This window comes from Rothia sp. SD9660Na (assembly GCF_030064065.1).
Taxonomy (GTDB): domain Bacteria; phylum Actinomycetota; class Actinomycetes; order Actinomycetales; family Micrococcaceae; genus Rothia.
The window spans coordinates 351,241-364,773 of record NZ_CP125946.1; the positions used below are offsets into that span (position 1 = coordinate 351,241).

Sequence of the window (13,533 nt, forward strand, 5' to 3'; positions counted from 1 at the left end):
TGGTCTAGGCTTGCTCACCTGCTGCAAGCGGAATAGGGTCGGTGTGGTCACTGTACTGGGGAATGCGGATAGTGAAGGTAGCACCGCCACCTTCTGTTTCTTCAACCCGTACCGTGCCGTCATGCTGGCCTACAATCGCAGCGACGATTGCTAGCCCCAGGCCGGTTCCACCCGTCTCGCGGGTGCGTGAAGTGTCAGCCCGGTAGAAACGCTCAAAGACGCGCTCTGCGTCTTCACCGTGAATACCCGGGCCGTGGTCACGGACCTGGAGCACGGACGTCCAGGTGCCATCAACGCCCGGTACCGACCCGACCGCAATTTCAATCGGGGAGCCCGCCGGGGTGTAGCGCAGCGCGTTGGTCATCAGGTTGGCGATAACCTGGCGCAATCTTTGCTCATCGCCCCAGACCAAGGATGTGAGGGCTTCGGCCCCCTCTAGCCCCACCACCTCGATGGCGCGGTCGGGGGCAGAGGCGAAGGCGTCATTAGCGGCGTCCGTAGCTAGCTTCAGCAGGTCTATCCGGGCGTTTTCGGCAACCCGGCGTTCGTCGAGACGAGCCAGGGTTAAGAGGTCTTCTACCAGCTGGCCCATGCGCTTAGATTCTGACTCAATGCGGTCCATAGCCATTGCAACGGCCTCATCGTTGGGCAGGCCGCCCATACGGTAGAGCTCAGAATAACCCCGAATCGACACCAGCGGGGTGCGAAGTTCGTGCGAAGCGTCGCCCACGAAACGCCGCATCTTCACCTCGGAGCGTTTTTGGGCGTCAAAGGCCTCTTCAATGTGCGAGAGCATGGTGTTCAAAGAGGTGGTGAGATGGCCAATTTCGTTGTAGGGGCTGTAGTTCTCAATACGCTGAGAGAGGTCGCCCGCGGCAATCTGGGCTGCGGTCTGTTCCACGCGGGCGAGGGGCTCAAAGGCACGGGTGACGATTACCCAGGTCAGCGCGATGGAGGCAAGAAGGGTAGCTACACCAAAGAGCATGGTGAGGCTCCCTACGATAGCTACCGTCTGGTTGATCTGGGTCAGGGGGGCGGCGATCACTAGGGTCTGGTTGGTGTCCTCAATCGGGAAGGCGATCAGCCGCCATTCGGTGTGGCCGCTGGCTGAACGCACCGTCAGTGCTGCCTTGTTGTAGCGCTTGACGTTATCAGCGGTCAGACCAGAGATGACGGGGGAGGATGACTCATCGGCCAGCGTTGCCACCGGTCGCACGATGTTCCCGTCGCTATCTAGCAAATATGCTTCGTAGGGAATGAAAGTTCCCTGGGTCTGTGACAGCTGTTGGTCAGCATAGACCGCAGTGACCAGGTAGCTGTAGCTGGCAGTAATCTCATCGTCGAGCTGGTCCATCATCTTGGCTCGAATCGCTGAAATAGCGACCAGAGACATCACAGAGATAGCCAGAGCCAGCAGCATAGATGTTAAAAGCACGAGCTGGGTTCGCAAGGACAGCGAACCCAGCCGGTGCACAGAGAGACGAGAGCGCAAACTCGTAACCCCTTAGTTTTTGTTGGCGGTACGAAGCAGGTAGCCGACGCCGCGCTTGGTATGAATCAGCGGGGGTAGGTTCTGGTCGTTATCAATCTTGCGACGCAGGTAGGAGATATAGGACTCCACAATGGAGGCATCGCCGTTAAAGTCGTATTCCCATACGTGATCAAGGATCTGGGCCTTAGAGAGCACACGGTTGGGGTTGAGCATCAGGTAGCGCAGAAGCTTGAACTCGGTGGGGGAGAGGTCGATTTCGCGGTCGCCGCGGAAGACCTCGTGGGCATCGTCGTCTAGCACCAGATCATCTACGCGCAGGCGAGAATCTTCTTCGATGTGGGGCTGGGTGCGGCGCAGGACGGCGCGGATGCGGGCCACAACCTCATCCAGACTGAAGGGTTTGGTGACGTAGTCGTCGCCGCCTACGGTGAGGCCGGTGACCTTGTCTTCGGTGTCGTCCTTAGCGGTGAGGAAGAGGACGGGGAAGAGACGGCCGGAGCTACGCAGCTTACGGGTGACGGTGAAGCCGTCCATATCGGGTAGCATGACATCGAGTACGGCCAAATCGGGCGACTCGGTTTCAGCCTTCTCAAGAGCCTCACGGCCGTTGGCTGCGGTGACAACCTCAAAGCCCGCAAAACGCAGGGAGGTTGCGAGGAGCTCTAGAATGTTGGGTTCGTCGTCGACGACCAGCAGTTTTGCTTCAGGTTCTTTGGTATTCACGCTTTTAATTGTGCGCTTATTACCTGTGCACTAGCTGTGTGCAGCTGTATTTTCTGCTGAATTTGCCTTAGTCCTGCTGGGAAAATGCGGTAAGTACGCCGTGAGCAAAAGACGAGGAACTTGGACCTAGCTGGCCCGTCGCCGAAGCAGGGTCAGGAAAAGGGCACCCAAGAGCGCCAGAAAAGCCAGCGGTAGGGTCACCAGGGGAGCAAGGCTCACAACATGGGGAGCGCCTCCCGTGGTCCATTTCAGGAGTAGCATGGCAAGGCCGCAGAGGGTTCCTACCAGCATGAGGACGCCAGCTGCAAGCCCCAGCGCCCGGATAGCACCGCCGTAGGGTAGCTCAGGAATTTCAGTGTGTTCAGAAGACATATCTCTAAGCTATCAAGGCCCGCTATAGCTACCTAAAGAAGCACGGGTATTACGCCGGGAGGAAGAGCAGCGGCCACAGCCTCTACCGGCCTGCTTTAATAGGAGTATGACTGAAGAGGTAAAAGACGAGCTAACAGCCCCCGGCACTTCGAGCGCAGAAAGCTACGAGCAGCCCGGCCCCGAAGCCGCTGAGCAGGCACCGGCATCCGCCCCTGAACCAACCCTGGGCGAGCCCACCCGCCGTCGCCGTACCAGCAAGGTCGACGCCGTCCTTGCCGCAGCTAAAGACGTAGCCCTCGCAGGCCTAGCCGACATCGCCCCGGAAAACGCTATCGGCCCCGTCCACCACCTGCGCGGTGAAGAAGAACGCCTCACCACCCACCTTTTTGAATGTACCCTTCCCGGCTACCGAGGCTGGTTCTGGTTCGCCACCCTCTCGCGTGCCCCCCGCTCAAAGGTAGCAACTGTCTGTGAGATCGGCCTGCTCCCCGGCGATGACGCCCTACTTGCCCCGGCCTGGGTACCCTGGGCCGACCGCCTGCTCCCCGAAGACCAGGAGGAGCAAGACTACGACCATGACGATGCGGACTACGGTGACAGCGCCTCAGGGAGCGAGGACGACACCAACTTCACCGAAGATGACCAGGTAGGTGCCAGCGCTGAATGACAGCTGCCCAGAGACCAGAACCCCAACCAGTAACTAAGCGGAATAAAACCTTCCGCTCCCTATGGATTTTTAACTACCGTATCTGGTTTATCGGGGCGCTGGTCTCTAACATCGGCACCTGGATGCAGCGCACTGCCCAGGACTGGCTGGTCTTCAATGACCTCTCAAGCCACGACTCCACCCAAATGGGCATCGTGATTGCCCTGCAATTTGCCCCGCCCCTCTTCCTCGCCCCCTACGCGGGTGCGCTTGCCGATAGGGGCGATCGGCGAAAAATTCTCCTATGGACCCAGAGCACTATGGGTTTGCTGGCCCTCGGGCTGGGGCTTCTGGTTCTGTCGGGGCAGGTTGCCCTCTGGCATGTTTACCTCTTTGCCCTCGCCCTTGGCGTCGTATCTGCCCTGGACGCCCCGGTGCGGTCCACTTTCGTCTCTGAACTGGTCCCCGATCAGGACCTGCCCAACGCCGTTGCGCTGAATTCCATGTCGTTCAATGTTGCGCGCATGATTGGCCCAGCGGTCGCCGGCCTGCTGGTGGTAGTCATAGGCACAGGGCCGGTTTTCCTGCTCAACACGGTGACCTTTATAGCCATGATTCTGGCAATCCTCGCTATCCGTGACAGCGAGCTGCGGCAGCTACCGCGTTCGTCCGCCGCTCACAACCGGGTCCGGGACGGCATGGCCTACCTCAAACACCGCCCCGACATTATCGTGGTGATGGTTGCAGCCTTCCTCATTGGTACCTTCGGCCTGAATACCGCTCTCAACATTGCGGCTATGGCCACCACCGAATTCGGTCAGGGCGCGGGTGAATTTGGGCTGCTGAACTCTGTTGTTGCCATCGGCTCGGTGACAGGCACCCTACTGGCAGCCAGAAGAGATACTCCACGCATGCGCTTTATGTTCGCCTCCTGCTTTGGGTTCGGGGTAGCAACCCTGCTGGCAGCGCTGGCTCCCAATCTCTGGCTGTTTGCCCTGGCCCTGATTCCCCTGGGGCTGATGGCACTGACCATTATCACCTCGGCCAATGCCTACGTACAGGTCACTACCGAGCCCGCTATGCGGGGGCGGGTTATGAGCGTGTATATGGCGGTTTTTATCGGGGGTACCCCCATTGGTTCGCCCCTAGTAGGCCTAGTTAATGACCTCTGGGGCGCCCGCTGGGGGTTGGGGGTTGCCTCTGCCTCCGGCTTCATTGCCGCCCTGATTGGGCTTATCTGGATCATGAAATACAAGCACCTCCACCTGCACTACGACCGCCAAGCCCGCACCCGCCTGGTGCTCCGACCCCGTACCGAAGAGGCTGAAACCCCCGAAGAGGAACCACCTCCGGTCACAGCGGCCATCGACCTGCAAGAGCCCCGCTAAGGCACCTACGACAAGGACGCTGCCTCCCGCCTTCCTGCCACCGGGCAGGGAAGCGGGGGAGCGGCGTCCTTATCTCTTGGTAGCTGAGCCTACTTGAGCTTTTCGACCACATAATCGATACAGGCAAGCAGAGCCGAAACATCGTCAGGATCGATAGCGGTGAAGGTTGCAACCCGCAGTTGGTTGCGGCCCAGCTTGCGATAGGGCTCGGTGTCCACAATGCCGTTGGCGCGCAGAGCCTTGGCAATAGCGGCAGCGTCGATACTCTCATCGAAGTCGACGGTGGCAATGACGTTGGAGCGCTCAGCAGGGTTAGCCACAAAGGGGGTAGCGTAGTCGCTAGCCTCAGCCCAGGCGTAGACGCGGCCGGCAGAATCAGCGGTCCGGGCAGCGGCAAAGGCAAGACCGCCCTGCTCGTTCATCCACTTAAGCTGCTCATTGAGCATAATCATGGTGGCCAGAGCCGGGGTGTTGTAGGTCTGATTGAGGCGGGAATTGCTAATGGCGGTCGCCAGGTTCAAGGAATCCGGAATCCAGCGGTCAGAGGCAGCGATGCGCTCGGCACGCTCAATCGCAGCGGGTGACCAGAGGCCCAGCCAGAGACCGCCGTCAGAAGCAAAGTTCTTCTGGGGTGAGAAGTAGTAGACATCGGACTGCGCCACATCCACATCGAGACCACCGGCCGCGCTGGTTGCATCGATCAAAACCAGGGCATCATCGGCGATACCCCCGGGGCGGACGACAGGAGCAAAAACACCGGTTGAGGTTTCGTTATGGGGCCAGGCGTAAACGTCGACGCCCTCTTCGGCCCGGGCTTCGGGGCGAGTTCCAGCGTCAGAAGAAATAACGGTGGAATCAGCCAAGAAAGGAGCGGCCTTGGTGGCAGAAGCGAACTTAGAGCCGAACTCACCAAAGGTGAGGTGCTGGGCCTTGTTCTCTACCAGGCCGAAGGTGGCGGCATCCCAGAAGGCAGTGGCGCCACCGTTACCCATGATCACCTCGTAGCCTTCGGGGGCGGAGTAGAAGGTACGCAGGCCCTCGCGGATCTCGCCCACCAGGTTCTTCACCGGTGTCTGGCGGTGGGAGGTGCCCAGCAGGGTAGTGGCGGCAGCTGATACGGCGGCAACCTGCTCGGGGCGGACCTTCGAGGGGCCAGCACCGAAACGGCCATCAGCAGGTAGCATCTCGGTGGGAATCATGGGAAAAGTGGTCACTGAATATCTCCTAGGCACGGGCAGGAGGTCAGCCGGGCGGCTTTGCGTTGATGGGAGGGAGGAAGGTGCCGCCGGCGTCCTGCTGTTTCCATTCTGCAACCCAAGGCCACCCTGAGCCTCCAGGTAGGCCCGCCCCGGCTCAAAATAGGGGGCAGAAATTTATATAGTGAGATGGACGCTGCGGGAGCCTAGGGAAGGGCGGACGTCCGGTAGGGCAGATGGGTACGGATTTACCAGTAAGCAACAATTTCAGCTGATGAAGAGAGTCTGCCCCGGCTAGGCCTGGGAACGCATACAATTAAGGGCAAAACTACTGCACCTACAGCTCGCAGGTTGTGCGAGCTGACTCAAGGAGAATTTGAGAAGGCATGACTGACCTCATCGATACGACCGAAATGTATCTGCGTACCGTGCTGGAGCTTGAGGAAGAGGGCATTACTCCCATGCGTGCCCGTATCGCAGAGCGCCTGGAACACTCCGGCCCCACCGTTTCTCAGACCGTCGCCCGTATGGAGCGTCACGGCCTGCTAACCGTCGCTAGTGATCGTTCTTTGCAACTGACCGACGAGGGGCGTCAGAAAGCGGTAGAGGTGATGCGTAAGCACCGCCTGGCAGAGCGCCTGCTGGCAGACGTTATTGGTCTTGATCTGGAATACATCCACGAGGAAGCCTGCCGCTGGGAGCACGTGATGAGTGAGCGCGTCGAGCGTCGCCTACTGGAGTTGCTCAACGAACCTAAGTTCTCGCCCTACGGCAATGCGATTCCCGGCCTGGAAGAGCTGGGTGCAGAGAGCGAAGAGAATGACGGACGCACCGTCACCATGTCGATTGCTGGCCGTGACTCATCTGAGGACGACCGCTTCACTGTTTCTCGCCTGCCCGAGTTCATTCAGACCGACGTGCAGCTGCTGAAGCATCTAGGCGATGCCGGAATTGTCTACGGGGCCACCGTCTCAATTCTGGGTAATAAGGACGGCTCGGTTCTGGTTCACGCTGACGGTGAGGAAGATTCGCTGACGCTCAGTGCTGAGGTTGCAGAAGCAATTATCGTCAAAAGATAACAGTTTGGTAACAAAGGGGAGTTTGCTGGGTGGCAAGCTCCCTTTTTGTTATCAAATCGTTATGTATTGGGGTGCCTTCGAGTCGTTGGTCTTGCTAGAACAGGGCTGTCAGGTGCTTAGCGGGGTCTAAAATTGCAGTACTGGCACCCCTGAAAACCTTAAGTGGTCGGCTTCTCAGTTAAATTAAAGCTGTCAAAAATCTGATAGAAGGGGTGGGTGAAGGTGCTGATAAAGTGCTGAGATTTCTTTTTATTTCGCCTTGTCAAAGCGAACTATATGTGCCCCATAAGCCCCAGCTGGACGCGTCCTGAATGCCGAAAAAACAATCACCCTACTTTGTACCTAGGGGTTGCTTCCTCGAAATCGTAACCAAAGCGTGACAAATCGGTTGAGGCTGTGTAATGTTCTATTTCGTGCTCATCACTGGTCGGATTAGCACCCTACGAACAGCACCGCCTAGTTCTGCCACTGTTCACAGGACAACAAAACAAAATACATCACGGCAGAAGCGGGGGACCCACCTTTCGGGCTCTCCACCGAGAACCCTAGGGGTTAAGTCGCACACTCTGCGGCCGAGCGAACTTCATGCTCGAACCCGACAGCTCACCTCGTTCGGCAATGGAGGAAAACAAAATGGCTAATTCAACCATCGTACGTACCGCAGGTATCGTTGCAGCATCAGGCGCTATGCTCGCCGCAACCGTTGCACCCGCAAACGCTTTCGCAGTAGCTGAAGTTTCAGCACCCGCTCACTCAGCACCTGCACTGGCTTCACACTCTTACAACTACAACACCTGGGGCTACGAAGCTACCGCCGCAGTTGAGACCACCTCAACCGTCGCCCCCCAGGCAAGCGCCACCGCTGAGGTTTCCAGCAACGTTGACCTGTCAACCGCTCGCGAAACCGTCCTGGCAGCTGCCTACGACGGCATCGGCGGCTCCTACGTTTGGGGCGGCAAGACCTACAAGGCTTGGGACTGCTCAGGCTTCGTCTCCTACGTTTACGCACAGGCTGGCATCAACCTGACCGCCTACACCTACACCATGGCAACCGAGCTGACCCCCACCTCAAACCCCCAGCCCGGTGACATCGTCTTCACCAACGGTTACGCACACGTAGGCATCTACGTCGGCGACGGCCAGATGATCTCAGCTCTCAACCCCTCACAGGGCACCCAGCTGACCGCTGTTGACGGTGGCGGCTTCATGCCCGTCGACGGTTACTACACCGCTGGCATCTAAGACTTCTCACACGGTACGGGGTAGATAACACTCTGCCCCAGCCGGTGACGTTTATTCAGTAGCTGGTCACCTTCCTACTGAAAAACGAACACAAGAATTCCTACCACACATCACACGGTATGGATCCCCCGCAAACACTACGCTTGCGCATGCGCACCAGACGACCAGCTGGGGCGCATTTTTTATACCCACTTTTCAACTCCGGCAGAAGGCGCAGTTAGGATTGAAACTATGTCGCAGAAGTTAAACAGCCCCCAATTCGAAAGCCCCGCAGGGTCCTCCGACCAAGAATTCACCTACATGGCCATCGGCATGGTATCCGGCGCTGTACCCGGTATCATCGCCGGACTTCTTATCGCCCTCTTCGCTGGGCACGCCGCGATGTGGGTCTCCATCACCGGTGGAATCGGAATCGTGCTGGGCCTTATCGCCTCACGAGTGCTCTACCGCAAAAAGAAAAACCCCCGAGCCTAGACTCCCCAGCCGGGCACAAAAAGTGAGGGTATGCCAGCGCTCCGCGCAGTATGGCATCAGCAAAGCTAGCTCTAAAACCGGCTAAATCCGGCCTGGGGGCCGTATTTTTAACGCCGGGCACAAAAAGTGAGGGTATGCCAGCGCTCCGCGCAGTATGGCATACCCTCACTTTTTGTGCCCCCGAGACGATTCGAACGTCCGACACCCGCTTTAGGAGAGCGGTGCTCTATCCCCTGAGCTACGAGGGCGCAACCCCACCAGTTTACACGAAAACCTATACGCCACCCGAAAAATGCAAACGCCAGTGGATAAGTCGACGGCATATGCACTTTTCCTGCGGCATTAAGACGCGCTAACCGACCCCTGCATCCACAGGACTAGCGTCAACACCTAAGAGTTAGTCACCCTATACATCATGAGCCAGCACCTATATAACTCAGTACTTCTTACCGGTGACCTACGCCTGCAAGGTCTGACCAGCCGCAAAATTAGTGACGCAGTGCGGTCCAAAGAGCTCGTCCGTCTCAGACAGGGCGCCTACATCAAAACCCAGACTCTCGCGCAGGCAACCCCTACCGAGCGTGCCCTGGTACACCATATAGCGGTGAGCAAAACCCGCTCACACGCCGTCCTTACACGCACGTCCGCTGCTCTTGCCTGGGGAGCACCCCTCCTTGAACTCCCCTCTCATATCTACCTCGCGAGCTCCTGGCGCGATCGCGGCAAACAGCAGGGCATTCGCCGGTGTGTCACTCCTGCTGAAGCAATAAACAGGGCACAGGAGCACCAAGGCCTTACTGTTCTTTCACCTATAGATACCGTCCTGAGCTGTATCGGTCACCAGCGGGCGCTCACCACGGTGACGGTTGCGCACTATTTTCTCCACCAGAACCTGTGCAACCAGTACCTGCTGCACGATGCGCTACTGGCCGTCTCAGACCGCGGCGCGAAGCAAGCTCGTACCCTGGCGCGGAGCCTGACGACCGAGCTTGAATCACCACTAGAATCTCAGGCGTATTTTCTGATGGTGCTTGAAAATCTTGAGCTACCCGCCTTGCAGCGGTGGGTGGTTACGAGCAGTGGCCGCCGCTATCGTCCTGATTTTATGTGGCGGCACCTCAGGCTTATTCTCGAGGTGGACGGCCGTATCAAGTACACCGGGGCTTATCGATCTTTTGACGAACAGCGGCAACAAGATCTCTTCCGGCAGCGCGAGTTAGAGAACGAGGGCTGGAAGGTCTTGCGAATCACCTATGAAGACCTCACTCACCGCCCGCAGCACGTGGTGGGTCTGTTGCTACGGCACGGGGTGCGGCGACTAGCTGCCGCTTAAAAAGTGCAAGTGCCTGTCACTTTTGCACAGGCACTTGCACTTTTCGGGGGGGCAGGTGGGATGCTAACCCAACATCACTGCCCGGGCAGCTCGCCGCGGGCGAAGGCGTCCATCTTGCTTCTGACCAGGCGCAGCGCCAGGTAGCCCAGCTGCACCAGGCAGAGCACGAACAGGGCCCAGCGGGCCGTCATCAGAAGGGAGGCAAGAGCCGTAGTGCCACCCAGCGGGTCGGCTAGGGCGGAGTCAACAGCAAAACCACCGGCAATAAAAACAAAAGCGTAGGCCACCGGCAGGGTCAGCATTAGCCGGCCCATTAGCAGTTCAAACTTGGAGGCTCGCACCATATTCCACCAGGTGAAAGCAAAAATCAGGGGCAGAATTAGACCAGTAGAGCGGTGGAGCACCTGGTAGGCCTGCAAGCCCTCTACACCCAGGCCCGCCGCTAGAGTCTGTAGGTGCTGGGCATCGAAACGCAGCATGAGTTCCGGGGCAGTCGCACCGGCAGCCGCCGATACACCGGGCAGCAGCATGAGGTAGTAGTAGAGCAAGAACAGGACGGTCACGACAAAGGCAACGCCCAAGAAAATGTAGGAGCCCCCGCCCTTTTCCGGTTCGGCTGCGAGCTCTGCCCGGCTGTAGTCGGTAACGACGCGCGGCCCTGCCCCCTGCCCGCGAGGGGGCGCGGACGTCCGCCCCGCCTTAGCTGTGGACGGTGCGGGGGAGTGCGCTTGCGTGTTCTCACCGTAGAGACGTTTCTTCTGACCTTTTGAAAGACCCATGCTGTCTATCTTATCTGTCAGCTCAATCGGGTGTGGGCTGTGGCCCTCTCGCCTAAAATGGGGAGTTGACGGTTGATCTTTGGAGAGTTCTTCTATGTTTGATGACGACGATTTTATGCCTGTGCCCGCTCCGCCGCGCTCTTCTGCGCCTGAGGGGGAGCCTTTCTTCGACGAGCCTCCTTTCGACCCCTTTTACGATGCGGCCCCTCCGGCCGATGACTTTGTGCCGCCTGCCTACCAGGTGAGCGGGTTTATGCCTGATGTTGAGGACGCCCGCCCCGCTCCCAGCGTCAATCCCGAGACGCTGGTGGCAGGGCTGAATGAGCATCAGGCTGAGGCAGTAAAGCATGCTGGTAGCCCCTTGCTGATTGTGGCTGGTGCCGGGTCGGGTAAGACCCGCGTGCTGACTCACCGTATCGCCTACCTGCTGGCAACGGGGCGCGCCCACCAGGGGCAGATTCTGGCGATTACCTTCACCAATAAAGCTGCAGCCGAGATGAGGGAGCGTATCACCGCCCTGGTGGGGCCGCGGGCCCAGAGCATGTGGATTTCAACCTTCCACTCCTTTTGCGTGCGGGTGTTGCGCCGTGAGGCTAAAGCCCTGGGCCTCAAATCAACCTTCTCCATCTACGATTCGGCTGACTCCCAGCGCCTGCTGACCCTGATTATCAAGCAGATGAATCTCGATACGAAGAAGTTCACTGCCAAGGTCGTGGGTAACCGTATCTCTAATCTCAAGAATGAGCTGGTCAGCGCCCAACAGTTCGCAGCTGAAACCAGCCCCACCGACCCCTGGGAAGGCGTGATTTCGAAGGTCTACACGGCTTACACCGAGCGCCTGCGGGCAGCGAACTCCCTGGACTTCGACGACCTCATCTTTGAAACCGTCAACCTTCTGAAGAACCACCCCCAGGTAGCTGAGTACTACCGCCGTCGCTTCCGCCATATCCTGGTTGACGAATACCAGGACACCAACCACGCTCAGTATCAGCTGGTGCGGCAGCTGGTGGGGGGTGCGGTGTCCTTGCGCTCCGAGACCGGCTCCGCCGATAACGGCCCCTACCCCGACGCCTACCCGCCTGCTGAGCTGACCGTGGTGGGTGACTCTGACCAGTCGATCTATGCCTTCCGCGGGGCTGATATTCGCAATATCACCGACTTTGAGGAAGACTATCCGGCTGCCCGCACCATTCTGCTGGAACAGAACTACCGTTCCACCCAGAACATCCTCTCGGCAGCCAACGCTGTGATTGAGCGTAACAAGGGCCGCCGCCCCAAGAAGCTCTGGACGGCCAGTGGCGACGGTGCCAAAATCACCGGCTACGTGGCAGAGTCCGAGCACGCTGAGGCCCGCTACATCGCCCAGGAAATTGACCGCCTGCGCGACGAGCACGGCACCGCCCCAGGCGACGTGGCGATTTTCTACCGCACCAACGCCCAGTCCCGAACCCTCGAAGAAATGCTCATGCGCGTGGGCCTGCCCTACCGCGTGGTCGGCGGTACCCGCTTCTACGAGCGCAAGGAAATCAAGGATGCCCTGGCCTACCTGCGTGTGCTGGTGAACCCCGATGACGACATCAACGTGCGCCGCGTGCTCAACGAACCCAAGCGCGGTATCGGCGCTAAGTCTGAGAGCGTGGTCGCCGACCACGCCCGCGCCACCGGTATCTCCTTTATGGCTGCCCTGCGCCTGGGCAGCGAGGTGCCCGGTCTGGGCGCTGCCGCCGTGAAGAAGATGGCTGCCTTTGCCCAGATGATTGACGACCTGGCTCAACTCGCTGCCACCGAGACGGCAGCCACCTGCCTCGAAGCGGTGCTTGAGCAGACCGGCTACCTGGCGGCCCTGCGCGAATCCAAGGATATTCAGGACGAATCCCGCGTCGAGAACCTCTCCGAACTGGTGGACGCCGTACGCGAGTTCGAAATCGACAACGCAGGTGCCACCCTGGAGGACTTCCTCGAACACGTCGCCCTGGTCGCAGACGCCGACCAGATCCCCAACAAACCCAAGGCCGAGCAGGAGGGTGGGCCGTCCGCCGCCCAGATCGCAGCCGAGGTTGCCGAAGCCCGCTCCCAGGGCGTCATTACCCTGATGACCCTGCACACTGCCAAGGGCTTGGAATTCCCCGTGGTCTTTCTAACCGGCATGGAACACGGCCTCTTTCCCCACCAGCGAGCCCTCACCGATGACTTAGAAATGAGTGAGGAACGCCGCCTGGCCTACGTGGGTCTGACCCGCGCCATGGAACGGCTCTACCTCACCCGCGCTGAGAACCGCTCCATGTGGGGCCAGAGCCAGTTCAACCCGCCCTCCCCCTTCCTCGAAGAGATTCCCGAGGAACTCATTGACTGGAAGCGTACCGGCTCACCCTTCGGCGGCTACTCCGGCAGCGGTTACGGGGGCGCTTACGCGGGCGGACGCGGCGGCTGGGCTGGCAACCGCGGCGGAAGCTCTGTGAGCGGGTACGGTTCTTCGTACGAGTCCTCCACCTACTCCAGCCGCTTTGACGAACCAGCCAAGCGGCGGCGTCCTGCCGAACCAACTACCAGCGAAGTCAACGGCTCAGCTACCTACGGGCTCAAAGCAGCAGCTCGCCAGGTTTCCCGCGTGCAGCAGAACAAGGAAATCCCGGCGCTCGCGGTTGGCGACCGGGTTGAGCACACCAGTTTTGGTGAGGGCCGGGTGACTGCTCTTGAGGGTAGCGGTGATAAAACCGTAGCCAAGGTGCGCTTCGCGAAAGAAGAGAAACGGCTCTTGCTGCGCTACGCCCCGCTCACAAAGAAGACCGACTAAAATAAAAGTAGCCCG

12 protein-coding genes, 1 tRNA gene and 1 riboswitch are annotated in these 13,533 nt (G+C 59.2%); of the genes, 7 read left to right on the forward strand and 6 right to left on the reverse strand.

Annotated features, from left to right (window positions below):
- Positions 1-4: 4 nt before the first annotated feature.
- From QM007_RS01835 to QM007_RS01845, 3 genes are all read right to left on the reverse strand, one after another.
- Positions 5-1,420 (reverse strand): sensor histidine kinase, encoded by a 1,416-nt coding sequence (locus QM007_RS01835; RefSeq protein ID WP_283490978.1) that lies wholly within the window; start codon positions 1,418-1,420, stop codon positions 5-7.
- Positions 1,421-1,504: 84 nt separating this feature from the next.
- Positions 1,505-2,215, reverse strand: a complete 711-nt coding sequence (locus QM007_RS01840; RefSeq protein ID WP_185174100.1) for a response regulator transcription factor — start codon at positions 2,213-2,215, stop codon at positions 1,505-1,507.
- A gap of 126 nt (positions 2,216-2,341) precedes the next feature.
- On the reverse strand, positions 2,342-2,587 hold the full coding sequence (locus QM007_RS01845) for a hypothetical protein (protein ID WP_283490302.1): 246 nt from the start codon (positions 2,585-2,587) through the stop codon (positions 2,342-2,344).
- A gap of 106 nt (positions 2,588-2,693) precedes the next feature.
- On the opposite strand from QM007_RS01845, the gene QM007_RS01850 reads away from it, so the two are divergent.
- Together QM007_RS01850 and QM007_RS01855 are read left to right on the forward strand one after the other, a co-directional pair.
- Positions 2,694-3,254, forward strand: a complete 561-nt coding sequence (locus QM007_RS01850) for a DUF3027 domain-containing protein (RefSeq protein WP_283490303.1) — start codon at positions 2,694-2,696, stop codon at positions 3,252-3,254.
- On the forward strand, positions 3,251-4,621 hold the full coding sequence (locus QM007_RS01855) for an MFS transporter (protein ID WP_283490304.1): 1,371 nt from the start codon (positions 3,251-3,253) through the stop codon (positions 4,619-4,621). Before QM007_RS01850 ends, QM007_RS01855 begins: the two co-directional genes overlap by 4 nt.
- An 89-nt stretch (positions 4,622-4,710) precedes the next feature.
- Here the strand turns inward: QM007_RS01855 and serC are convergent, their stop codons facing one another.
- Entirely contained in the window at positions 4,711-5,820 is a 1,110-nt protein-coding gene (serC, locus tag QM007_RS01860; protein ID WP_283490979.1) for a phosphoserine transaminase, read from the reverse strand.
- A 383-nt stretch (positions 5,821-6,203) separates the two neighbouring features.
- Between serC and QM007_RS01865 the strand changes: the two genes are divergently transcribed.
- The 3 genes from QM007_RS01865 (at position 6,204) to QM007_RS01875 (ending at position 8,612) form a co-directional block, all read left to right on the forward strand.
- Positions 6,204-6,896 (forward strand): iron-dependent transcriptional repressor DtxR, encoded by a 693-nt coding sequence (locus QM007_RS01865; protein ID WP_283490305.1) that lies wholly within the window; start codon positions 6,204-6,206, stop codon positions 6,894-6,896.
- Positions 6,897-7,372: 476 nt separating this feature from the next.
- A riboswitch (cyclic di-AMP (ydaO/yuaA leader) is annotated at positions 7,373-7,525 on the forward strand.
- A gap of 4 nt (positions 7,526-7,529) precedes the next feature.
- Entirely contained in the window at positions 7,530-8,138 is a 609-nt protein-coding gene (locus QM007_RS01870) for a C40 family peptidase (RefSeq protein ID WP_283490306.1), read from the forward strand.
- A 231-nt stretch (positions 8,139-8,369) separates the two neighbouring features.
- Positions 8,370-8,612: a hypothetical protein gene (locus QM007_RS01875; RefSeq protein ID WP_283490307.1), complete on the forward strand. Its 243-nt coding sequence runs from the start codon at positions 8,370-8,372 to the stop codon at positions 8,610-8,612.
- A 175-nt stretch (positions 8,613-8,787) separates the two neighbouring features.
- On the opposite strand, the gene QM007_RS01880 is transcribed toward QM007_RS01875, so the two are convergent.
- Positions 8,788-8,860, reverse strand: a tRNA-Arg gene (locus tag QM007_RS01880).
- A gap of 167 nt (positions 8,861-9,027) precedes the next feature.
- Here QM007_RS01880 and QM007_RS01885 point away from each other — a divergent pair.
- Positions 9,028-9,945 carry an endonuclease domain-containing protein gene (locus QM007_RS01885; protein ID WP_283490308.1) on the forward strand — a complete coding sequence of 306 codons (918 nt, stop codon included), beginning with the start codon at positions 9,028-9,030 and terminating at the stop codon, positions 9,943-9,945.
- Positions 9,946-10,019: 74 nt separating this feature from the next.
- On the opposite strand, the gene QM007_RS01890 is transcribed toward QM007_RS01885, so the two are convergent.
- Entirely contained in the window at positions 10,020-10,724 is a 705-nt protein-coding gene (locus QM007_RS01890) for a hypothetical protein (protein ID WP_283490309.1), read from the reverse strand.
- Between the two features lie 94 nt (positions 10,725-10,818).
- Here QM007_RS01890 and pcrA point away from each other — a divergent pair, with 94 nt between their 5' ends.
- Positions 10,819-13,518, forward strand: a complete 2,700-nt coding sequence (pcrA, locus tag QM007_RS01895) for a DNA helicase PcrA (RefSeq protein ID WP_502949067.1) — start codon at positions 10,819-10,821, stop codon at positions 13,516-13,518.
- Positions 13,519-13,533 lie beyond the last annotated feature (15 nt).